The sequence below is a fragment of the Pseudomonas sp. Kh14 genome (assembly GCF_900291005.1).
In the GTDB taxonomy this organism is placed as follows: domain Bacteria; phylum Pseudomonadota; class Gammaproteobacteria; order Pseudomonadales; family Pseudomonadaceae; genus Aquipseudomonas; species Aquipseudomonas alloputida.
In genome coordinates, this window is sequence record NZ_OLKJ01000022.1 from 218,078 (window position 1) to 238,509 (window position 20,432).

A 20,432-nucleotide genomic window follows, 5' to 3' on the forward strand; every position below is an offset into this window, starting at 1 on the left:
AAAATGGATTGGGATATCCCTGCGGCGTTACACCCCCTCTGAGGAGCGTGAAGCGAACCTAGCATAGAAGCTACACTGCACGCCCCGATCACCCACGACAGCCTGCTCCAATCCATCGCAGGTTCATGAAAAGGAAGTCAAGCAAATGGATGTACCTTGCACCTCTCTGGACGAAGTCCGTCAACGGATCGATGAAATCGACCGCAGCCTCGTTTCGCTTCTCGCCAAACGTGGAAAACTCGTGACGCAAGCAGCGGGCTTCAAGAAAACCACCGATGATGTGCGTGCGCCTGCCCGGTTCGAGCAAGTGATCAGGAAGGTTCGTGAGATGGCTGACGAAACCGGTGCCTCGGCTGAGGTGGTGGAGCAGGTCTATCGGGCGATGATATCGGCCTTCATCGCTGAGGAGCTGAACACCCATGCGAAGTTGGCCGACGAGGCTTCAGCATCGTGATGAAACGCGGGGCTCATATGCAGCCCCGCCGCTTTCTCCTGCTTGCTATCTCTGGCTCAACGCCGCAATCGAGACGCCGGAGGCAACGAAGGTGAGGCCTGCGCCCACGTTCAGCCCATTCACCAGCCGTGGCCGCCGGTACAGGTAGCGAGACAGTCCCGTGGCGAAAATGCCCATCAAGGCAAACCCCAATGCCGTGAGTACAGCGAACCACACGCCGTAAACCATCATCTGCACACTGACCGACCCGAGTGCGGGGTCGACGAACTGGGGAATGAACGCCAGCACGAACAAACCTGGCTTGGGGTTGAGCGCAGCCGAAAGCAGACCGGTCAGAAAAATGCTGGGCAGAGATTGCCTGGACGCCGGCTGAAAGCTTATCAGGCTACGAGCGCGCAGAACCTTGATCCCTAGCCAGAGCAGATAGCCGGCACCAATGAGCTTGATCACCCAAAATGCGAGCACCGAGGTTTGCATCAGTAGGGTCAAGCCTAACGAAGCAGCTGCAACGTGAAACAGAATGCCTGCGCCTGACGCCATGCCGGATACAGCCGCTGCGACTTTACCCTGGCTGAGACCGCGGCCAATGGCCAACAAGTTGTCAGGGCCCGGTGCCAGCACCAACAGTACGCAGGCGGCGGTATAGGCGAACCACACGTTCATGGGAAACACGGCTCTCTCCTTAAGCCTGATGAAGCATCCATCCTGACGGTGGGAGACGCCAATAGCAAGGCGGAACCTCAAGGGCTGTTAGCACTGGCGGGCTCGGCCCTGCTTGGTTGGCTGAGGATTTTCCGAACACGTCAGGACGGGGCAGACTACCTGTGCTGACACAGTCGTCCGCTCAAGCGCCAGTTCGGTTATGTGAAGCCTCGCTTTCGTGGCTTGGCCAAGAACACTGCACAACGGACCACGTTGTTTGCGCTGTCGAACCTGTGGATGGGGCGCCGGTAGTTATTGAACGCTGCGCTATCGGCCGAAAAATGGGCTGGCGCGGTCGAGATGTTGCTCATTACGCGCTCGGGAAAACGTGATCGGCGTTTACCTGGCAGTCTGTCGGCATGCGAGAACTTTGGTGTCTGTGTCAGGTCCAACCCGCACTTAGCCACCCACTCGCGCCTCCGGAGCCGAACAAAAAATGAAAAAACCTTTGGTTGCTGTCTTTGCTTGTGCATTGGCACTTGGGATGACGGCATTCTTGCCTGCCGATATCTCCCCTATCAGTTCCGCCTATGCCAAGGGCGGCGGTGGTGGCGGCGGCGGTGGTGGCGGTGGTCATGGCGGTGGCGGCGGACATGGCGGTGGAAACGGCGCCGGACATGGCGGTGGCATGGGAGGGCATAGTGGAAGCGGGAAGGGCCTTGGAAGTGATCACGCTGGAAAGGCGACACGCGATCATGGGGTAAGCGGCAATCATTACGGAAGCTCGCGCAACAGCGACAACGGTCATGGCACCACCACCTCGGGTGTCGCTCACTCCAAGGACACTCGCGGTTTGGCCAAGTCCACGGCCATCTCTCGAACGACGCCAGGCGATCATAATTCGAAAGGCCTCAGCAACGCTGTCGGGTCTTCTTCAAAAAATGATCGATGATTTGACCGCATCCATGCAGTACCGGCTTTAGCGTGCACGAAAGCTCAGCGTAGGCCCGGCTAAATGAACGGGTCACCCCCACACCCTGCGAGGGCTGAGCTTTCGCAGGGTGTTTTGTTTTGGAGGCCATCATCACGAGCGAGTCAGCACGGGGCGGGATCGATCTCGGTAACCACAGTTGCCACCTGCATGGCCAAGACACGTTGGGCCAAGCGGTGTATCGCAAGAAGTTAGACAGCACGATCAGCCACACAGCCCAGATTCGCATCCCAAGTGCAGGGGCGCTTAGCTGGCGTAGCAAGTTTCTGATTGGCCAGGCCTGCATTTTGCTGCTGCGCTCTGTGTCGTAGCGGCCATGCTCCAGGTCGCATCTGGATGCGGCCTTAATCTTACCGGTCAGTATAGTCAGCTCCGTCCCTTTGCCGGAGTGCCTTGAATTGGACAATACCCGTGAGCGTTTGATTGATGCCGCGCTGAAGCTGTTTCTGTCGCAAGGTTTATATGTGACGGGGGTAACGGCCATTGCCGCGATGGCGGGTGTTACCAAGATGACGCTCTACAGCCATTTCCCCTCCAAGGATGCGCTGATAGTGGCTTGCCTTGAGGAGCGTGACCGACGCTGGCGTGAAGAGGTAGCGCGCACCCTGGACAGGCATCCTGAGCCGGTCAGTGGCATGCTTGCTTTTTTCGATTTGTATGAACGTTTTCTTTTAAAAGATAGCGAGCGCGGGTGCCTGTTCGTTAACAGTGCGGCTGAATTCCCCCAGTTTAGCCACCCCGTGCATTTGGCAGTGAGCAGGCATAAGCAAGGGATACGCGAAAACCTTGCTGCCTTGGCCATAAGCGCCGGTATAAACGACCCCGACGCAGTTGCCCAAGGGTTGTTTATCTTGTTGGAAGGCAGTTTTGTCAGCGGCGCGATGGGCCAGGACATGCGGGTATTCGACACTGCCCGACAGATAGCTCATTGCTGGATCCAGAGGCAGGAGCAGGGCGTATGACCCTGGGCTTGTTAGCGGCCATTGCCGCCACCTTTTCCTGGTCACTGCTCTACATCTTTCCGGGGCTGGTCGGTGACTACAGCCTTTTTGACCTGGCGGTGGTGAGCTATGCCTTTGCCGGGTTAGGTAGCCTGCTGGTGCTATTCGTTTACCGTAGCCAAGTGCGGCAATTGCGACTGATTGACTGGGCCTGTGCCGCACTGCTGGGCTTCTTGGGATACATTGGCTACTTCTTCCTGATCACCACTGCGGTCTTGGCAGCCGGGCCGGTGATCCCTCCGGTGATGATGGGGTCAGTACCGATCGTGCTTGCGATTGCCGGCAACCTGCGCAGTGCCAGCGTGCCCTGGCGCGCCATTGTCGGGCCACTGCTGGTGGCGGCCCTGGGCATCAGCCTGGTCAATCTGAGCGTGTTTGATGCTAGCCGTGCGGCGGTAGTGCTCCCGACCGCGTCGTTACTGCTTGGGTTGCTTGCATCGTTGTTGGCAATCGCATTCTGGACCGGTTTTGGTCTGTTGAATGAAAGTGCTTTGGCTCGACGCCCAAGCATGTCTCCCATGTTGTGGTCAGCCATGTTGATCTTCATGTGCAGCGTCGAAATGCTGGCGTTCATCCCGGTTGGGCTGTACTTGAAACTGTCTCATTTCGCTAGCCATCCGAGCGGATTGGCAGGTACTCAGGCGCTGATCGTCTGTGGGCTGATTCAGGGGTTAGGGGCCACCCTTGCAGGTGCCTGGGCATGGTCAATCGCAACGCGGCGTCTTCCGCTGGCGCTGAGCGGGCAATTGATCGCCAGCGGGACCATTTATGCAACTACGATGGGCCTGCTCATCAACCAACGCTGGCCGTCTCCTATGGAAGCGCTTGGAACAGCCTTGTTGTTCGTAGGGGTGGTGTGGGCCATTCACGCCTTTTATCGCAAGCAAACACGCCTCCAGACGCATGGCGAGGCATCCAGGGTACGTATCTGATCCCCGGCTCGGTTGCCCGGCCATGCGTCTGGGCCGGCCAAGTTGGCTACGCCCGCTGTGCATGGCTCAGCCTATTTCAGCGGCACGTAGATGTCCGTCTGCCATTGCTCCAGTGGTGTTTCCGGATAGACGCTCAGGTAATGAAAGAACAACGGATGATCACGCAGTTCTTCGTTGCTCGATGGCAGCCAGTCACGATAAAGCGGGTAGATGGTTTCGCCAATATAGTCAGGCGAGCCGGTATGTCGAATCACGGCACAACGCCCTGCCGGTATAACCCGTTCATGCACGCCGAAATCGTTGGGGTGCACTGCCTCGTCTATCTCGCCGCACACGGCAAAGCGAAAGGCGTGGGCCGGGGTGGTGTCGGGGTTGTCGTAGGGGATACCGAAGGTACGGCTGCTGGCCACAGGCGACTGGCCACTTTGCATGCGCCATTGGCGAAAACGCGCGACGCTTTCGCTGACCAGGCCGGGCGGCCCTTGGTGTTCGAGCGCGGCCACGCGGGTTTCGGCGAAATTCACGATACGGATCTGCATGGTGATACTCCTGGATCGGTGAGGAACATTGAATACCGCACTCCAGGCCTGCCAGTTCGGCGCCTTGGCGAACGTGCTCGGCGCCATGCCGAAGGCGCGCTTGAACGCTCTGGCAAAGGCTTCGGGGCTTTCGAAACCGGCGCCGAATGCGGCCTCCAGTATGGGCGTCGCGGGCGAGGCGACCAGTTGATGCGCTGCGCGTCGAAGCCTCATCAGTTGCACATACCGTGAAACCGGAACGCCCATGTAGGCCGTGAACTGCCGATGGAAGTGAAACACCGAGAAGTTAGCGATGCGGCTCAAGGCATTCACCGACAGGTCACCTTCGAGGTGGCTGTCGATGTAGGCAAGCACGGTTTCGAACCGTTTCATGTAGCTAGGGTTGTGCTGTGAGTCAGTCAACGAACGGAATCTCTGGAAGGTGCGGTAAGCGCTAGCATCCGTTGTTCAGGCACCGGGGTGCCTAGCCGTGATTGCTCTATCGGGTGGCTTGATGTGCTGCCAAGAGTTATGAGTCAGGGTTACAGGGTGAGTACCAAGGGGCAGCAGCGTCGACGTGAACATGTTTCTGCTTCCTGGGCAGGAACGGAGTATCAAGCGTTCCCAGCGCTATCGAAATCCAGTCGGCAAACTCACCTTGGGCGCGTGACCAGAACAAGGTCGAGCCGCACTCCGTGCAGAACTCGCGCGTAACCGTCGGTGATGAAGAAAAGGCCTTGATGCTGGTAGCGCCGCGCAATATTCGCAGCATGCTGCGCGGAATACTGCCGTACGAAGCGAATGCGGCGCCGTGACTTTTGCGGCACTGGCTGCAGTGGCAGTGGGTCACTGCCTTGGGTGGGGTGAGTAGCAGGTAAGAGACTGCTGCACACAAGCAGCTTCCTTGGTATGCCTCTGTCATTGGCGCTTCCGTGCAGGTGGGAAAGCGCCAGCGTAAACGCCTTGGTTCGATCAGTCGACTGGCCTGCGATCACGGGCGAGCAAAGCTGTTCAGCCCGATCCAGAGGCGCTAACGGCCCTGAGCGGACATCATTTGCGAATAGTGCTGAATGGCCGTAAGTTTCTTTATCCCTGACTCAAGGACCGAGCCATGACTAATACCCCCGAAAAGATACTGTTTCTTCCCGGCGCCTCCGGCAACACACAATTCTGGTGCCCGGTCGCCGAAGCCCTCGAAACGTCAATTGCCGCGCAACACATGGGCTGGCCTGGATTTGGCAGTACACCAGCCAAGCCGAACATCACCGGTTTGAAGCATCTCGCCGAGATGGCGATCGCAGAAATCGACAGGCCCACGGCCTTGGTGGCGCAATCAATGGGCGGGGTTGTCGCAGTGCTTATCGCACTTGAGCGCCCCGACTTGGTCACTCACTTGGTTCTAGCCGCCACCTCGGGCGGCTTGAACCTCCCTGCTTTGGGTGCTACGGACTGGCGCGAGGCGTTCGAAGCAGATTACCCAACCCTGCCACGCTGGTTCCTGGATGATCGCACCGACCTGTCCAGCCAATTGCACGAACTGCAACTCCCGGTACTGCTGCTTTGGGGCGCAGAGGATGCGATCAGTCCGATCACGGTTGGTCAGCGGCTAGTGCAATTGATACCCGATGCCACGCTGGAGGTGTTCCCCGAGGCCGGCCATGATCTCGGCCATACGCATGCCAAGGCTGTCGCGCGACTGATCGACAAGCACCTTGGCTGAAGGCAGCGTTGGTGAAGGGCTGGTTGTTCCCGTCTTCCAGGCCTGCTCCGTCATCCTCGCAGGAAGCGACGGCAACAGCAGCGCCTGCGGGCCGATAGGCAATCAAACGCTACGTGTCAAGCCGCCATCGACCTTGATGTTCTGCCCGGTGATGTAGGCAGCGCCTTCGCTGGCAAGAAACGCAATGGTGGCGGCGATTTCCTCGCAGGTGCCATAGCGTCTGAGCGGCACGCTGTCGCGGCGCTGTTCGGTGGCTGGCAGGCTGTCGATCCAGCCGGGGAGGACGTTGTTGATCCTCACGTTGTCCCCGGCAAATTGGTCGGCGAAGATTTTGGTGAATGCGGCCAGGCCCGAGCGGAACACTGCAGACGTCGGGAACAGCTCACTCGGCTCGAACGCCCAGGCGGTGGAAATGTTGATGATCACGCCCCCTTTCTGGCGCTGCATGTAGGGCGTCACCAGGCGAGTCGGGCGAATGACATTGAGCAGATAGGTGTCCATGCCCTTGTGCCAGTCTTCGTCGCTGATTTCCAGGATTGGCGCGCGCGGACCATGGCCGGCGCTATTGACCAGCACGTCGATGCGCCCCCACTTTTCCACCACGGCATCGACCAGGCGTTTCAGGTCCTCAACCGACTGGTTGCTACCTGTTACGCCAATACCACCAAGCTCGGCAGCCAGGGCTTCGCCCTTGCCCGAGGAGGACAGGATGCCAACCTTGAACCCGTCAGCGGCCAGGCGCCGTGCCGCTGCCGCGCCCATACCACTGCCACCTGCTGTGATGATCGCAACTTTTTCTACTGACATGCTGCCTCCGGAACGTTAATGGCTGAATGCTTAGGCGCACTAAAATTAGCAGCAGTCCTAGCAGCGAGGGAGACAGCTAAACTTCAGCAAGGCAGTAGATTAACTATTGCCTGCTTGTTGCTTGAGCCAGCGCTGGACGATGCCTAGAGACTCCGGCTGCTGCAACTTTCGTGGCCACACCAGGTAGAACGACTTATCGAGCCTGAGTTGCTGAGCGAAGACCTGGGTCAGCCTGCCCGCGACGATGTCATCACTGACGAACGCCAGGCTTGCCAACGCAATACCCTGACCACTGATGGCGGCATCAATGGCCAATGAAGTCTGGTTGAACCGCAGGTTTCTGGCAGTCGCTTGCCCGTGTTGCGGGAACACTTGTGCCAGGAACCGAGGCCAGAAATCATGGGCATCGTGGAGCAGGGTGAGCGCTTGAAGCTGCTCGAAGCTGGTGGGGGTTTTGCTGGCTTCGAACAACGTTGGGCTGGCCACGGCGACGATACGCTGTTCCATCAACAGTTCGCTGTTCAAGCCCGTGCCGATGTCGGGCTTGCCATAGCGGACTGCGAGATCCACGCCGTCGGTATTGAAGTGGGACAGCCGATCTGTGGCCAGTACACGTAAATCGATGTCCGGATGGCTGTGCGCAAAGCTGCCCAACCGGGGAATGAGCCATTTGGAGGCAAAGGTTGGTGTCACGCTGACCGTCAGGTGAGACGCTTGTGGCCGCAGCAGGCGGGTTGCCTCATCGATCATCGCCAAAGCGTTGCGAATGCTGCCGCTGTAGCCCAGCCCCGCATCGGTCAGTGCCAGGCCCCGGGGCAGGCGCTCGAACAAACGAAGGTTCAGGCTCGCTTCCAGCCCGCGTATCTGTTGTGCCACTGCCGCCTGGGTCACCCCCAGCTCTTCGGCGGCCAGGCGGAAGTTCAGGTGGCGGGCAACCACTTCGAACACACGTAGCGCATTGAGTGAGGGCAAATCAGGGAAACCGTTTGGCATGGGGATGGACAGGGTCGGGCTGGAGGATTCAGCCACGAGGCTACTCGTCGAGCGCCTGTAAAGAAACCCGCGCCACCGCAGCCAATCCACCTCGCTGCGCAGCAAGCCCTCTGTTGGCGGCTGGCCAATTCCATCGTTCGGCTTGACGCGTGAAATTTTTCGTGTAAATTTTCATGAAAAATAAGTCTAAAAATTTCACGGCAGTCCGAAACGATGAAGATGCACGAAGAGGTTGAAGCCCTCGCGATCCTTATTCACGACCTGCGCAAATTCAAGAACCTGACCTTGGGTGAACTGGCCGAGCGCATCAACCGTTCGGTGGGTTTCCTCTCCCAGGTCGAGCGGGGCGTTTCGCGCCCGACCGTGGCAGACCTCACCGCTATCAGCGAAGCGCTCGGCGTATCAACAGCGTATTTCTACAACCTGAGCAAGCCCCGCAGCATTGGCTGGGTCACGCGCCCCCACGAGCGGCGCACGCTGTACCTGGAGTCGGGCATCACCGACGTGCTGGCCTCGCCGACCATCGCAGGCGCCTTCTCCATGCTCGACAGCCTTCTCGAGCCGGGCGCCACCAGTGGGGAGGCGTACTTGAGCGACCGTTCCGAGCAGGGCTGTTTCGTGCTCGAGGGCGAACTCACGGTGTGGCTGGACCAGGGCGATGCCGTGACCCTGCAAGCCAACGACTGCTTCCAGCTGCAACCCCATGCGCCGTTCCGTTACGCCAACCTGACGGATAAAACCACCCGTGTGCTCTGGGTCTTCAATTGAATTCGTTCACCTCACAAGGATAAGAAGATGAGTGTCATCTTTCCGGATCTGCTGGCTGAAGTGCGCTCGTTCCGAGCAGAACACCCGGCAATTCGCTATGTCGACCTGATTGCGCTGGACATCCCCGGGCACTTCTACGGCAAGCGCTACCCCATGGACATGCTGGAAAAAGTCGCAGCCGGTGCGCCACTTAAGCTGCCACAGAACTGCGTGCTGCTGGGTACCCAGGGCGGCCTTTACCCGATTGGTGACTATTGCTTCGCCGACGGCGACCCGGATGCCGCCCGGCGCCTGGTGCCGGGTACGCTGAAGCCGGTGCGCTGGGAAAAGGAAGTGATCGCCCAGATGCTGATCACGTCCGACGGCACTGCAAAGCCGATCGAATTCGAGCCTCGTGAAGTGCTGGCGCGTGTGCTTCAGCGTCTGGCCAAGCGTGGCATCCGCCCGGTGGTGGCGTTCGAACTGGAGTTCTACCTGTTCGACCGCAAGCTTGATAACGGCCTGCCACAGTATCCACGTGACACGGCGACCGAGGATGAAGACGATCAGCCGAACATGCACATCGAGCGGTTGTCACGCTTCTCGTCGGTCCTGCACGAGATGGTCGATGGCGCCAACGAGCAGGGCGTGCCGGCGAACGTCATCACCGCAGAGCTGGGCCCAGGCCAGTTCGAGATCAACTTCTCGCACAGCGACGATGCCCTCAGTGCGGCGGACTGGTCGGCACTGTTCTGCCGCAGTACCCGCGGTATCGCGATGAAGCACGGCTACCGTGCCAGCTTCATGAGCAAACCCTACCTGGACGCGCCAGGCAGCGGCATGCATGTGCACGTCAGCCTGTACGACGCTGCCGGCAATAACATCCTGGCGGGAAGCGAACAGCGCAAGCTGCGCCATGCGGTGGCAGGCTGCCTGGAACTGCTGCCGCACTGCATGCCGATCTTTGCCCCCAACCACAATGCCTACCGACGTTATGGCGCCATGGTCAACGCGGCGAGCAAGGCCAGCTGGGGGTTCGAAGACCGTGACGCGTGCATCCGCATCCCTGAGTCCGACCCGCGCAACCTGCGCATCGAGCACCGCCTCGCTGGCGCCGACGCCAACCCGTATCTGGTGCTGGCGGCCATTTTGACCGGGATGGAGCATGGTCTGGATCGCGGCGTGGAGCCCATCGCCCCGCTGAACGACAACCGCCAGAGCGGCATCGACTTCCCCAAGGATGCCCTCAGCGCCTTGGCCGCCATGCGTCACCACCCGGTGGTCAACGAAGGCCTGGGCAGCGAGTTCGTGATGGTCTATTGCGAAAACAAATACCAGGAGCAACTGGACTTCATGCACCACATCGATGCCCGCGAATACCGCTGGTTCCTGTAGGTGCCGAGGTTGGAACAGCGACGCTGCACCCTCCCTTTCTACCGTTTCAATACAACGCGCAATATGGATTTGCCGGAGGAAGATATGCCACGTGTGCCCGTGATCGGCATTACCGCATGCACCAGCATGATTGAGCTGCATGCAACCCAGACCATCAGCGAGAAGTACGCGCGCGCGGCAGCCAAGGCGGCGTGTGGGCTGCCCATCGTCATTCCCAGCCTCGGTGAGTTGATGGACAGCGCCGATATTCTCGACGTGGTGGATGGGCTGATCTTCACCGGTTCGCCGTCCAACATCGAGCCGTACCACTACAACGGCCCGGCCAGTGCCGCGGGCACCCATCACGACCCTCTGCGCGATGCCACCACGTTGCCGCTGATGCGCGCCGCCATTGCCGCCGGCGTACCGGTACTCGGCATTTGCCGCGGCTTCCAGGAAATGAACGTGGCGTTGGGTGGCACCCTGCACCAGAAGGTCCACGAGACCGGCATGTTCATGGACCACCGCGAAGGCAAGGATGAGCCCCTCGACAAGCAATACGGGCCGCGCCACACCCTGCATGTAGAGCCTGGCGGCATGCTCGACCGCATGGGCTTGCCGGCGATATTCGACGTCAATTCCATCCACGGCCAAGGCATCGACGTACTGGCCCCCGGGCTGAGGGTGGAGGCGCTGGCACCCGATGGCCTGGTGGAAGCGATTTCGGTCGAGAGCAGCAAGGGCTTTGCCCTGGGCGTGCAATGGCACCCCGAGTTCCAGGTCATGGATAACCCCCATTACCTGGCCATCTTCCAGTCCTTTGGCAAGGCCTGCCGGCACCGCTCGGTGCTGCGCCAGAGGCTGTTGCTGTCTGCCTGAGCAGCCAACTTTCCCACCTGAAAAAAATACCCTCGCAGCGCGGCTGCGCAACTTGATGGAGTGAAGTCAATGAGTGAACAGAATTCGCAGACCCTTGCCTGGCAAACCATGAGCCGCGACCATCACCTGGCCCCGTTCAGCGATGTCAGGCAACTGGCTGAGAAAGGCCCACGCATCATCACCTCGGCCAAGGGCGTGTACCTGTGGGACAGCGAGGGCAACAAGATTCTCGATGGCATGGCCGGCTTGTGGTGCGTGGCGGTCGGCTATGGTCGCGATGAGCTGGCCGAGGTCGCCAGCCAGCAGATGAAGCAGTTGCCTTACTACAACCTGTTCTTCCAGACCGCGCACCCGCCCGCGCTGGAGCTGGCCAAGGCGATCGCCGAGGTGGCCCCGCAAGGCATGAACCACGTGTTCTTCACCGGCTCCGGCTCCGAAGGCAACGACACCGTGCTGCGCATGGTCCGCCATTACTGGGCACTGAAGGGCCAGAAGAACAAGAAGGTCATCATTGGCCGCATCAACGGCTACCACGGCTCTACCGTGGCGGGCGCGGCCTTGGGCGGCATGAGTGGCATGCACCAGCAGGGCGGGGTGATCCCGGATGTCGTGCACATCCCGCAGCCATACTGGTTCGGCGAAGGCGGCGACATGACCGAGGCCGACTTCGGCGTGTGGGCGGCCGAGCAATTGGAGAAGAAGATCCTCGAAGTTGGCGTGGACAACGTTGCTGCCTTCATCGCCGAGCCGATCCAGGGCGCCGGTGGCGTGATCATTCCACCGCAGACCTATTGGCCGAAGATCAAGGAAATCCTGGCCAGGTACGACATCCTCTTCGTCGCCGACGAAGTGATCTGCGGGTTCGGCCGTACCGGTGAGTGGTTCGGCACCGATTACTACGACCTCAAGCCTGACCTGATGACCATCGCCAAGGGCCTGACCTCCGGTTACATCCCCATGGGCGGGGTGATTGTGCGTGACGAGGTGGCCAAGGTCATCAGTGAAGGCGGCGACTTCAACCACGGCTTCACCTATTCCGGCCACCCTGTGGCGGCAGCGGTGGGCCTGGAGAACCTGCGGATCCTGCGTGACGAGCAGATCATCCAGCAGGTGCACGATAAAACCGCGCCGTATCTGCAACAACGCCTGCGCGAACTGGCCGACCACCCGCTGGTAGGCGAAGTGCGCGGCCTGGGCATGCTCGGTGCGATCGAGTTGGTGAAAGACAAGGCCACCCGTGCCCGTCATGAAGGCAAAGGTGTCGGCATGATCTGTCGCCAGCACTGCTTCGACAACGGCCTGATCATGCGCGCTGTAGGCGACACCATGATCATCGCGCCACCGCTGGTGATCAGTATCGAAGAGATCGACGAATTGGTAGAGAAAGCCCGCAAGTGCCTGGACCTGACCTATGAGGCTGTTCGGTAACGGCAGAGGGCCTGGTTAGCTGTTCTCAGCACCTGTGAGATCGAGCGCCGCCCGCGCGGTGCTCGATCGGAGCCGCAATCGTACATTTCACGTCAGGCACCACCCGCAAAGCATTTTGCTTTGTGAAATGAATCCTGTACTTTTCTGGGCATCCATTTCCCGTCTGAAAGTCGCGATTCAACCATGAAAGTGCACGAAGAAATCGAAGGCCTGGCAGTACTGATTCGCGACCTGCGCAAGTTCAAGGGCCTGACACTGGGCGAACTGGCACAGCGCATCGGCCGTTCGGTGGGCTTTCTGTCCCAGGTCGAACGCGGCGTATCACGCCCGACCGTGGCCGATCTCACTGCCATCAGCGAAGAGCTCGGTGTATCCACAGCCTACTTCTACAAGCTGGACAAACCCCGCGAGCTCGACTGGGTGACCCGCCCGCACGAGCGTCGCACGCTGCACCTGGCGGGTGGCATTACCGATGTGCTGGCATCGCCCTCGATAACGGGCGCGTTTTCCATGCTCGATAGCCATTTGCAGCCGGGGGCCAGCAGTGGCGAGGAGTACCTGGACGACAGCTCGGAGCAGGGTTGCTTCGTGCTCGAAGGCGAACTGACGGTGTGGTTGGGCGATGCTGAACCGGTCACGCTACACGCCAATGACAGTTTTCAATTGCAACCCCACGCCCGTTTTCGTTACGCCAACCTGACCGACAAGCCCACACGCGTGCTTTGGGTGTTCAGCTGAGGGCCGTCGCAAAGGCATGCGCATTGTGCTTCGGCTAGCCGGGAAAGTTGGCCTGCAAGCAATGTGCAGGCTGCATGGGGTATCCTTGCACCACGCAATCAACTTCGAAGCAGTGAATGAACAATGGGTTTTGAACAACTAGCTGAGCTACGAGACCGCCTGCGGGCGGAAAAAGGGCAGGTAAAGGCCGATAGCGCGAAACCGCCCAAGCGCAAGTCGCCCCCGCAGGCGAAGCCGCGTGAGATGGACCCGGCGGTGGCAGCGATCTGGCCACTGCAGAAGCATTTTCCCTTGGCTTTCCCGGTCAACCCGGCCCCCAAGGTGCCGCTCAAGGAGGGCATTTTCAAGGATGCCGAGCAACACCTGGAGCTGCTTGGGTTGACCCGCGAACAGCTCAAGCTGGGCATTTCCACGTGGTGCCGGGGCGCTCGATACTGGGCAAGCATGGTGGAGAATGCTCCTCGCCTTGACCTGAATGGTCAGGCCGCAGGTTCTGTGACCGCCGCTCAGGCGCTGCATGCCAAGCAGCAAGCTGCGCGGCAACGCAGCCAGGACCGACGCAATCGTGCGAAGTCAAAGGCCCAGGCTCCGGCCCCCGCCGCCGACACCGTAACGGTGCAGTCCACCGACTGAACTCAGTCGCGTTCTGCCGTGTAGCCATGCTGGATGGCAGCCCATTGCGGGGCTGCCGTCTGGCAGGCCCGGTAATGGACCAGGTTCGGTTTCGAGGCCTGGTGCATGTAACGATGGTTTCAAGACCCACCTGATATGCAAGCCGTGGCAGCTGATGCCGGGGCGTAATCACGTGCGTCGGTTTCAGAATGCGCCTGGTCGCTCGTATACAACCCCTCGGCGCTACAAGTGCCATGCTAGCAGGATGCCCAAGGGTCAGTGCGCGCAGACGTGCGGCCGTGGGCGAGGAGGCCACCCGTACCACGCAACTGTGACGTGGACGGTGCGCCGCAGCAGAACACGCCGGAAACCTGCCCCTTAAAACAATCAGGCAGGGTCCGTGATGCCGAGGTCCGCTGTATGCCTGATGAATTGCTCCACCTGCCTGTAATCCAGCGCATTCTGGCCCGCGACAAGGACACCCCCGGTGCCCTGTTGCCGATCCTGCATGCCGTCCAGCACGAGATAGGTTACATCCCCGATGCCTCGGTCCCCGAAATTGCCCATGCCCTGAACCTCAGCCTGGCTGAAGTACGTGGGGTAATCAGCTTTTATCACGACTTCCGCACCGCGCCGCCCGCGCGCCACACCCTGCGCCTGTGCCGTGCCGAGTCGTGCCAGAGCCGTGGCGCCGAAGCCCTGGCCGCGCAATTGCGTGAACAGTTGGCACTGGACGACCACGGCACCAGCGCCGACGGGTCCATCAGCCTGCGCCCTGTTTACTGCCTGGGTGCCTGTGCCTGCTCGCCAGCGCTGGAGCTGGACGGCCAGGTGCACGCGCGACTCACCCCTGAGCGCCTGCGAGACTTGGTCAATGGTTGCCGGGAGGACTCAGCATGCTGAAGCTGTACATTCCCTGTGATTCCGTAGCCCGTGCCGTGGGTGCCGACCAGGTCGCCGAGGCCCTGCTACGCGAGGCCGAGCGCCGCCAGTTGCCGCTGGACATCCAGCGCACCAGCTCGCGCGGGCTTTACTGGCTGGAGCCGCTGATCGAGTGCGACAGTGCGCAAGGGCGCCTGGGTTTCGGCCCGATTACGCCACACGATGTGCCGTCACTGCTTGATGCCCTGGCGGGCGAACCCGGTGGCCACTCGCTGGCACTGGGGCCGGTCGAAGAAATACCCTATCTCAAGACCCAGCAACGCTTGCTGTTCGCTCGCGCTGGCATCACCCGCCCATTGTCGCTGGACGACTATCGTGCCAACGGCGGTTTCGCAGGCCTGGAGGCCGCTGTGGCGCTGGACGGTGCCGAAGTGGTTGCCGCAGTACTCGACTCCGGCCTGCGTGGCCGTGGTGGTGCGGCGTTCCCGGCCGGCATCAAGTGGCGCACCGTGCGTGATGCTGGCGCCGGGCAGAAGTACGTGGTGTGCAACGCTGACGAGGGTGACTCGGGCACGTTCGCTGATCGCATGCTGATGGAAGGCGACCCCTTCCTGCTGATCGAGGGCATGATCATTGCCGGCCTCGCCGTGGGTGCCGACAAGGGCTATATCTATGTGCGCTCGGAGTATCCCGATGCCATCCGGGTACTCGACCAGGCCTTCGCCATCGCGCGTGACGCTGGCTATCTGGGTGCTGACGTAGCCGGCAGCGGCCAGGCGTTCGACCTGGAGGTGCGGGTGGGCGCCGGCGCCTATATTTGCGGCGAAGAAACCGCGCTGCTCGAATCCATCGAAGGCAAGCGTGGCATCGTCCGCGCCAAGCCACCGCTGCCTGCGCTGCAAGGGCTGTTCGGCCTGCCGACGCTGGTGCACAACGTGCTTACCCTGGCTTCGGTGCCCATCATTCTGGCCAAGGGTGCAGCGTTCTATCGCGATTTCGGCATGGGCCGCTCGCTGGGCACCATGCCGTTCCAGCTGGCCGGCAACATTCGCCAGGGTGGCCTGGTCGAGCGCGCGTTCGGCCTGACCCTGCGCGAGCTGGTGGAAGGCTATGGCGGTGGCACGGCCAGTGGCCGGCCGCTGAAGGCCGCGCAGGTCGGTGGCCCGCTTGGTGCCTGGGTACCCCCCAGCCATTTCGACACCCCACTGGACTATGAAGCGTTTGCTGCCGTGGGCGCGATGCTCGGCCACGGCGGTGTGGTGGTGGCCGACGATACGTTGAACATGGCCAGCATGGCGCGTTTCGCCCTGCAGTTCTGTGCCGAGGAGTCCTGCGGCAAGTGCACCCCGTGCCGTATCGGTTCCACCCGGGGCATGGAAGTGGTCGACCGGTTGATCGCCAGCAGCGACATCACCGAACGCCATGACCAGGCGCTGTTGCTGCGCGACCTGTGCGACACCCTGCAGTACGGTTCGCTGTGCGCCATGGGCGGTATGACTGCCTATCCGGTGGCCAGCGCGCTCAAGTACTTCCCTGCCGATTTTGGGCTGACCACCACGGAGGCCGCACAGTGATCAATTTCTTCGACCCCGCTTCTGATAAAAGCAGCGACCTCGGCACACCGGCCCGCGAAAGCGACGTGCAGGTCAGCCTGAGCATCGACGGCCGCGCCATCAGCGTGCCTGCTGGCACCTCGGTCATGCGCGCCGCCGCCATGCTGGGCACCAGCATCCCCAAACTGTGCGCCACCGACAGCCTCGAAGCCTTCGGCTCCTGCCGCATGTGCATGGTGGAAATCGAAGGCATGCGCGGTTACCCGGCATCCTGCACCACGCCAGTCAGTGAAGGCATGGTGGTGCGCACCGAAACCCCGCGCCTGGCCGGGCTGCGTCGCAACGTGATGGAGCTGTACATTTCCGACCACCCCCTGGACTGCCTGACCTGTTCGGCCAACGGCAACTGCGAGCTGCAGACCGTGGCCGGCCAGGTGGGCCTGCGTGAGGTGCGCTACGGCTATGACGGCGCCAACCACCTGGACGAGAAAAAAGACGTTTCCAACCCGTATTTCGACTATGAGCCGAGCAAGTGCATCGTCTGCAGCCGCTGTGTGCGCGCCTGCGAGGACATCCAGGGTACGTTCGCTCTGACCATTACCGGGCGTGGTTTCGAATCGCGGGTGGCGGCAGCGGGTGGCGAAAACTTCCTTGCTTCCGAATGCGTTTCGTGCGGCGCCTGCGTGCAGGCCTGTCCGACCGCGACCCTGACGGAAAAGAGCTTGGTGCAGCTTGGCCAGCCTGAGCGTTCGGTCATTACCACCTGCGCCTACTGCGGCGTTGGCTGCTCGTTCCGCGCCGAAATCAAGGGTGACCAGCTGGTGCGCATGGTCCCGGACAAGAACGGTGGCGCCAACCACGGCCACGCCTGCGTCAAGGGCCGCTTTGCCTGGGGCTACGCCACCCACCCGGACCGCATCACCAAACCGATGATCCGCAAGCGCCTGGAAGACCCGTGGCAGGAAGTCAGCTGGGACGAGGCCGTGACCTATGCTGCCAGCGAGTTCCGCCGCATCCAGCTCAAATACGGGCGCGACTCCATCGGCGGTATCACCTCCAGCCGTTGTACCAACGAAGAAGCCTACCTGGTGCAGAAACTGGTGCGCACGGCGTTTGGTAACAACAACGTCGATACCTGTGCACGGGTGTGCCATTCGCCCACCGGTTATGGCCTGAAGCAAACCCTGGGTGAGTCGGCCGGCACGCAAAGCTTCGACTCGGTGATGCAGGCCGACGTTGTGCTGGTGATCGGCGCCAACCCCACCGATGCGCACCCGGTGTTCGGCTCGCAACTCAAGCGCCGCCTGCGCCAAGGGGCGCGGCTGATCGTGATCGACCCACGGCGCATCGACCTGGTCGACTCGCCGCACGCCCGCGCCGACCTGCACCTGCAACTGCGCCCGGGCACCAACGTGGCCATGCTCAACGCCCTGGCCCACGTGATCGTCACCGAGGGCCTGCTGGCCCAGCGCTTCATCGATGCCCGCTGCGAAACCGAAGACTTCGCCCGTTGGCGCGACTTCGTCAGCCTGCCAGACAACGCCCCCGAGGTGCTCGGCCCGGTTTGTGGTGTGCCCGCTGAGCAGATCCGCGCTGCGGCCCGGCTGTATGCCACCGGCGGTAACGCGGCCATCTACTACGGCCTGGGTGTGACCGAGCACAGCCAAGGCAGTACTGCAGTGATGGGCATCGCCAACCTGGCCATGGCCACTGGCAACATCGGCCGTGAAGGGGTAGGGGTGAACCCGCTGCGCGGGCAGAACAACGTGCAGGGCTCGTGCGACATGGGCTCGTTCCCCCACGAGTTGCCCGGCTACCGGCATGTCTCCAACGAGGGCGTGCGCGCCGAGTTCGAACAGGCGTGGGGCGTGACCTTGCAGCCCGACCCGGGTCTGCGCATTCCCAACATGTTCGAGGCGGCGCTGGATGGCAGCTTCAAGGCGCTGTACTGCCAGGGTGAGGACATCGCCCAGAGCGACCCCAACACCCAGCACGTCACCGCGGCCTTGCTGGCCATGGAGTGCGTGGTGGTGCAGGACATCTTCCTTAACGAAACTGCCAAGTTCGCCCATGTGTTCCTGCCGGGCAGTTCCTTCCTGGAAAAGGACGGCACCTTCACCAACGCCGAGCGGCGTATTTCGCGGGTGCGCAAGGTCATGGAACCGCTGGCTGGCAAGGCCGACTGGGAAGCTACCGTGGCCCTGGCCAACGCCCTGGGCTACCCGATGAACTACCGCCATCCTTCCGAGATCATGGATGAGATCGCCCGCCTGACGCCGACCTTCCGTCGTGTCAGCTACGCTGAACTCGACCGCCATGGCAGCCTGCAGTGGCCGTGCAACGACGCTGCCCCAGACGGCACGCCGACCATGCACATCGACCAGTTCGTGCGTGGCAAGGGCCGCTTCATGCTCACCGGCTACGTGCCCACCGACGAAAAGGTCAACAACCGCTACCCGTTGCTGCTGACCACCGGGCGCATTCTCAGCCAGTACAACGTCGGCGCCCAGACCCGGCGTACCGGCAACGTCGCCTGGCATGACGCCGACCGCCTGGAGATCCACCCGACCGACGCGGAAAGCCGTGGCATCCACGACGGTGACTGGGTCGGCATCGGCAGCCGCGCCGGGCAGACTGTGCTGCGTGCCAAGGTCAGTACGCGAGTGGCGCCGGGAGTGGTGTACACCACCTTCCACTTCCCCGAGTCGGGGGCCAACGTGATCACCACCGACAACTCCGACTGGGCCACCAACTGCCCCGAGTACAAGGTGACGGCAGTGGAAGTGGTGAAAGTGTTCCAGCCATCGCAATGGCAAAAGCGCTATCAGGACTTCAGTGATGAACAGCAGCGGCTGCTGAAAGAGCGCCGCACTGCGGAGAAAGCCGAGGTTCGCCGATGAGCAGCGAAAACCTGGTCAAGATGGCCAACCAGATTGCCCATTACTTCGACAGCGAGCCCGACCGGGCGCTGGCGGTGCAAGGGGTGCGGCAGCATTTGCAGAGCTTCTGGACGCCGGCCATGCGCCGGCAGCTGGCGGAATGGAGCGAGGCCCATGTGGGGGAGGGGCTTGACCCGAAGGTGCGGGAGGCGTTGGTCTAGATCCCCGGGCGGCAACGGAACCTTGGGGGCGGGTTTGCCTGCGAATGTGGCGTTGAAATCAATGACGCATTCGCGGGTGAACCTGCTCCTCCAAGGGGCCTGCATATTGCCTACTCAGCCGCGGGCCAGCTCCGCCAGGTGGGCGATTGCTTCTTCGCTCTTGAGCACCAGCACATCACCCTGCAGCGCATCCAGCACCACTTCCGAGGTATTACCAATCAACGCCCCGGAAATGCCCGTGCGGCACACCGTGCCCATCACCGTCACCACGGCATCGAGCTTCTGTTCGGTATGGGGAATCAACACATCCGCCGGCCCTTCAGCCACATGCAGGCATTCTTCCCTGATGCCGTATTCAGCCTGGAACGCGCTGCACGCTTCACGGTAGCGCTTTTCGATCGTATCGCTCAGCTGGTACGCCGGGTCCGACGCTGACAGCATCGGCGACGGGTGGGCACTGATGACATGCAGTTCTCCCTTGGCCAGTTTGGCAATCTCGAAGCCGTGGTCGATGATGCTGGCATGCAGGCGGCGGTGGTCTTCGTCCTGGTTGCCCACGTCCACCGCCGCCAGGATCTTGCCGCCGGTCCATGGCCGCTCGCTCTTGACCATCAACACGGCACACGGGCATTGGCGCAGCAGTTTCCAGTCGCTGGGGGTGAGCAGGGCCTTTTTCAGCGGGTTGTCCGGGCGATGGTCCTTGATCACCAGTTCGCAGCCTTCGGCCTGTTGTACATGGATGATGGTGTCGTGCAGGTTGTCGCGCCAGCCCTCTTCATGGGTGACATTGTCGAAGCCGTCATCATGCAACTGGCTGCTCAGCAGGCTCAGCAGCGCACTGTGATCATGCCGTTTGTCGCACATCAGCAAGTGCAGGCGCGCGCCGGTGATGCCGGCAATCAGCTTGGCCCGTGTAAGCGCCCGGCTGTGGGCGTGCGCGGGGTCGAGGACGACGAGGATGCTGCGGACGGCTTGCATGGGCGTTAACTCCCTTCGATGATGGCGACCAGTGCCTGACTATAGTCGGCGCTTCGCCCTCCAGCGCTTGATGTACATCAAGC

The 20,432-nt window shown here is 61.5% G+C and carries 21 protein-coding genes and 1 pseudogene; 16 read left to right on the forward strand and 6 right to left on the reverse strand.

The window, feature by feature from the left end; genetic code table 11:
* Positions 1 to 145: 145 nt before the first annotated feature.
* A complete protein-coding gene (locus FQ668_RS10630; RefSeq protein WP_019437221.1) occupies positions 146 to 454 on the forward strand; it encodes a chorismate mutase in 309 nt (102 codons plus the stop codon).
* A 45-nt stretch (positions 455 to 499) separates the two neighbouring features.
* Here the strand turns inward: FQ668_RS10630 and FQ668_RS10635 are convergent, their stop codons facing one another.
* The gene (locus FQ668_RS10635; protein WP_026031841.1) at positions 500 to 1,126 is read right to left on the reverse strand and encodes a LysE family translocator; all 627 of its coding nucleotides are present in this window, start codon (positions 1,124 to 1,126) and stop codon (positions 500 to 502) included.
* A 165-nt stretch (positions 1,127 to 1,291) separates the two neighbouring features.
* Here FQ668_RS10635 and FQ668_RS10640 point away from each other — a divergent pair.
* The 4 genes and pseudogenes from FQ668_RS10640 to FQ668_RS10660 all read left to right on the forward strand — a co-directional run.
* Positions 1,292 to 1,408 (forward strand): annotated as a pseudogene (locus FQ668_RS10640) (IS5/IS1182 family transposase); the annotation flags it as partial.
* 184 nt (positions 1,409 to 1,592) lie between these two features.
* Positions 1,593 to 2,048 (forward strand): hypothetical protein, encoded by a 456-nt coding sequence (locus tag FQ668_RS10645; RefSeq protein WP_140400476.1) that lies wholly within the window; start codon positions 1,593 to 1,595, stop codon positions 2,046 to 2,048.
* Between the two features lie 437 nt (positions 2,049 to 2,485).
* Entirely contained in the window at positions 2,486 to 3,049 is a 564-nt protein-coding gene (locus FQ668_RS10655; protein WP_019437217.1) for a TetR/AcrR family transcriptional regulator, read from the forward strand.
* A complete protein-coding gene (locus tag FQ668_RS10660) occupies positions 3,046 to 4,020 on the forward strand; it encodes a DMT family transporter (protein WP_019437216.1) in 975 nt (324 codons plus the stop codon). Before FQ668_RS10655 ends, FQ668_RS10660 begins: the two co-directional genes overlap by 4 nt.
* A gap of 71 nt (positions 4,021 to 4,091) precedes the next feature.
* Here the strand turns inward: FQ668_RS10660 and FQ668_RS10665 are convergent, their stop codons facing one another.
* Both FQ668_RS10665 and FQ668_RS10670 read right to left on the reverse strand, forming a co-directional pair.
* Complete coding sequence (locus FQ668_RS10665; protein WP_014591757.1) at positions 4,092 to 4,931, reverse strand: GyrI-like domain-containing protein; 840 nt, start codon at positions 4,929 to 4,931, stop codon at positions 4,092 to 4,094.
* Between the two features lie 136 nt (positions 4,932 to 5,067).
* Positions 5,068 to 5,460: a GFA family protein gene (locus tag FQ668_RS10670; RefSeq protein ID WP_080590207.1), complete on the reverse strand. Its 393-nt coding sequence runs from the start codon at positions 5,458 to 5,460 to the stop codon at positions 5,068 to 5,070.
* A gap of 189 nt (positions 5,461 to 5,649) precedes the next feature.
* Between FQ668_RS10670 and FQ668_RS10675 the strand changes: the two genes are divergently transcribed.
* Entirely contained in the window at positions 5,650 to 6,258 is a 609-nt protein-coding gene (locus FQ668_RS10675) for an alpha/beta fold hydrolase (RefSeq protein ID WP_014591756.1), read from the forward strand.
* A 102-nt stretch (positions 6,259 to 6,360) separates the two neighbouring features.
* On the opposite strand, the gene FQ668_RS10680 is transcribed toward FQ668_RS10675, so the two are convergent.
* Together FQ668_RS10680 and FQ668_RS10685 are read right to left on the reverse strand one after the other, a co-directional pair.
* Complete coding sequence (locus FQ668_RS10680; RefSeq protein WP_014591755.1) at positions 6,361 to 7,065, reverse strand: SDR family oxidoreductase; 705 nt, start codon at positions 7,063 to 7,065, stop codon at positions 6,361 to 6,363.
* A gap of 99 nt (positions 7,066 to 7,164) precedes the next feature.
* Positions 7,165 to 8,058 carry a LysR substrate-binding domain-containing protein gene (locus FQ668_RS10685; RefSeq protein ID WP_050548024.1) on the reverse strand — a complete coding sequence of 298 codons (894 nt, stop codon included), beginning with the start codon at positions 8,056 to 8,058 and terminating at the stop codon, positions 7,165 to 7,167.
* A gap of 213 nt (positions 8,059 to 8,271) precedes the next feature.
* On the opposite strand from FQ668_RS10685, the gene FQ668_RS10690 reads away from it, so the two are divergent.
* The 10 genes from FQ668_RS10690 (at position 8,272) to FQ668_RS10735 (ending at position 19,371) form a co-directional block, all read left to right on the forward strand.
* Positions 8,272 to 8,826: a helix-turn-helix domain-containing protein gene (locus tag FQ668_RS10690; RefSeq protein WP_014591753.1), complete on the forward strand. Its 555-nt coding sequence runs from the start codon at positions 8,272 to 8,274 to the stop codon at positions 8,824 to 8,826.
* 27 nt (positions 8,827 to 8,853) lie between these two features.
* On the forward strand, positions 8,854 to 10,200 hold the full coding sequence (locus tag FQ668_RS10695; RefSeq protein ID WP_003248849.1) for a glutamine synthetase family protein: 1,347 nt from the start codon (positions 8,854 to 8,856) through the stop codon (positions 10,198 to 10,200).
* Positions 10,201 to 10,284: 84 nt separating this feature from the next.
* A complete protein-coding gene (locus FQ668_RS10700) occupies positions 10,285 to 11,058 on the forward strand; it encodes a gamma-glutamyl-gamma-aminobutyrate hydrolase family protein (RefSeq protein WP_019437213.1) in 774 nt (257 codons plus the stop codon).
* Positions 11,059 to 11,127: 69 nt separating this feature from the next.
* Positions 11,128 to 12,486: an aspartate aminotransferase family protein gene (locus tag FQ668_RS10705; RefSeq protein ID WP_014591751.1), complete on the forward strand. Its 1,359-nt coding sequence runs from the start codon at positions 11,128 to 11,130 to the stop codon at positions 12,484 to 12,486.
* A gap of 183 nt (positions 12,487 to 12,669) precedes the next feature.
* Positions 12,670 to 13,224 carry a helix-turn-helix domain-containing protein gene (locus tag FQ668_RS10710; protein WP_010953167.1) on the forward strand — a complete coding sequence of 185 codons (555 nt, stop codon included), beginning with the start codon at positions 12,670 to 12,672 and terminating at the stop codon, positions 13,222 to 13,224.
* Between the two features lie 123 nt (positions 13,225 to 13,347).
* Entirely contained in the window at positions 13,348 to 13,857 is a 510-nt protein-coding gene (locus tag FQ668_RS10715; protein WP_019437212.1) for a ProQ/FinO family protein, read from the forward strand.
* A gap of 399 nt (positions 13,858 to 14,256) precedes the next feature.
* Positions 14,257 to 14,739, forward strand: a complete 483-nt coding sequence (locus tag FQ668_RS10720) for a formate dehydrogenase subunit gamma (protein WP_010953168.1) — start codon at positions 14,257 to 14,259, stop codon at positions 14,737 to 14,739.
* Entirely contained in the window at positions 14,733 to 16,292 is a 1,560-nt protein-coding gene (locus tag FQ668_RS10725) for an NADH-quinone oxidoreductase subunit NuoF (RefSeq protein WP_019437210.1), read from the forward strand. Before FQ668_RS10720 ends, FQ668_RS10725 begins: the two co-directional genes overlap by 7 nt.
* Positions 16,289 to 19,171: a formate dehydrogenase subunit alpha gene (fdhF, locus tag FQ668_RS10730; RefSeq protein ID WP_019437209.1), complete on the forward strand. Its 2,883-nt coding sequence runs from the start codon at positions 16,289 to 16,291 to the stop codon at positions 19,169 to 19,171. The genes FQ668_RS10725 and fdhF overlap by 4 nt, the downstream gene beginning before the upstream one ends.
* A complete protein-coding gene (locus FQ668_RS10735; RefSeq protein WP_014591746.1) occupies positions 19,168 to 19,371 on the forward strand; it encodes a formate dehydrogenase subunit delta in 204 nt (67 codons plus the stop codon). The genes fdhF and FQ668_RS10735 overlap by 4 nt, the downstream gene beginning before the upstream one ends.
* A 114-nt stretch (positions 19,372 to 19,485) precedes the next feature.
* Here the strand turns inward: FQ668_RS10735 and FQ668_RS10740 are convergent, their stop codons facing one another.
* Complete coding sequence (locus FQ668_RS10740) at positions 19,486 to 20,349, reverse strand: universal stress protein (RefSeq protein ID WP_014591745.1); 864 nt, start codon at positions 20,347 to 20,349, stop codon at positions 19,486 to 19,488.
* Between the last annotated feature and the right edge of the window lie 83 nt (positions 20,350 to 20,432).

What these genes read in the sequence shown, in the direction of transcription:
- FQ668_RS10630 (WP_019437221.1), top strand. Translation starts at nt 146, where the DNA reads ATGGATGTACCTTGCACCTCTCTGGACGAAGTCCGTCAACGGATCGAT.
- FQ668_RS10645 (WP_140400476.1), top strand. Translation starts at nt 1,593, where the DNA reads ATGAAAAAACCTTTGGTTGCTGTCTTTGCTTGTGCATTGGCACTTGGG.
- FQ668_RS10660 (WP_019437216.1), top strand. Translation starts at nt 3,046, where the DNA reads ATGACCCTGGGCTTGTTAGCGGCCATTGCCGCCACCTTTTCCTGGTCA.
- FQ668_RS10665 (WP_014591757.1), bottom strand. Translation starts at nt 4,931, where the DNA reads ATGAAACGGTTCGAAACCGTGCTTGCCTACATCGACAGCCACCTCGAA.
- FQ668_RS10670 (WP_080590207.1), bottom strand. Translation starts at nt 5,460, where the DNA reads ATGACAGAGGCATACCAAGGAAGCTGCTTGTGTGCAGCAGTCTCTTAC.
- FQ668_RS10675 (WP_014591756.1), top strand. Translation starts at nt 5,650, where the DNA reads ATGACTAATACCCCCGAAAAGATACTGTTTCTTCCCGGCGCCTCCGGC.
- FQ668_RS10680 (WP_014591755.1), bottom strand. Translation starts at nt 7,065, where the DNA reads ATGTCAGTAGAAAAAGTTGCGATCATCACAGCAGGTGGCAGTGGTATG.
- FQ668_RS10685 (WP_050548024.1), bottom strand. Translation starts at nt 8,058, where the DNA reads ATGCCAAACGGTTTCCCTGATTTGCCCTCACTCAATGCGCTACGTGTG.
- FQ668_RS10690 (WP_014591753.1), top strand. Translation starts at nt 8,272, where the DNA reads ATGAAGATGCACGAAGAGGTTGAAGCCCTCGCGATCCTTATTCACGAC.
- FQ668_RS10695 (WP_003248849.1), top strand. Translation starts at nt 8,854, where the DNA reads ATGAGTGTCATCTTTCCGGATCTGCTGGCTGAAGTGCGCTCGTTCCGA.
- FQ668_RS10700 (WP_019437213.1), top strand. Translation starts at nt 10,285, where the DNA reads ATGCCACGTGTGCCCGTGATCGGCATTACCGCATGCACCAGCATGATT.
- FQ668_RS10705 (WP_014591751.1), top strand. Translation starts at nt 11,128, where the DNA reads ATGAGTGAACAGAATTCGCAGACCCTTGCCTGGCAAACCATGAGCCGC.
- FQ668_RS10710 (WP_010953167.1), top strand. Translation starts at nt 12,670, where the DNA reads ATGAAAGTGCACGAAGAAATCGAAGGCCTGGCAGTACTGATTCGCGAC.
- FQ668_RS10715 (WP_019437212.1), top strand. Translation starts at nt 13,348, where the DNA reads ATGGGTTTTGAACAACTAGCTGAGCTACGAGACCGCCTGCGGGCGGAA.
- FQ668_RS10720 (WP_010953168.1), top strand. Translation starts at nt 14,257, where the DNA reads ATGCCTGATGAATTGCTCCACCTGCCTGTAATCCAGCGCATTCTGGCC.
- FQ668_RS10725 (WP_019437210.1), top strand. Translation starts at nt 14,733, where the DNA reads ATGCTGAAGCTGTACATTCCCTGTGATTCCGTAGCCCGTGCCGTGGGT.
- FQ668_RS10735 (WP_014591746.1), top strand. Translation starts at nt 19,168, where the DNA reads ATGAGCAGCGAAAACCTGGTCAAGATGGCCAACCAGATTGCCCATTAC.
- FQ668_RS10740 (WP_014591745.1), bottom strand. Translation starts at nt 20,349, where the DNA reads ATGCAAGCCGTCCGCAGCATCCTCGTCGTCCTCGACCCCGCGCACGCC.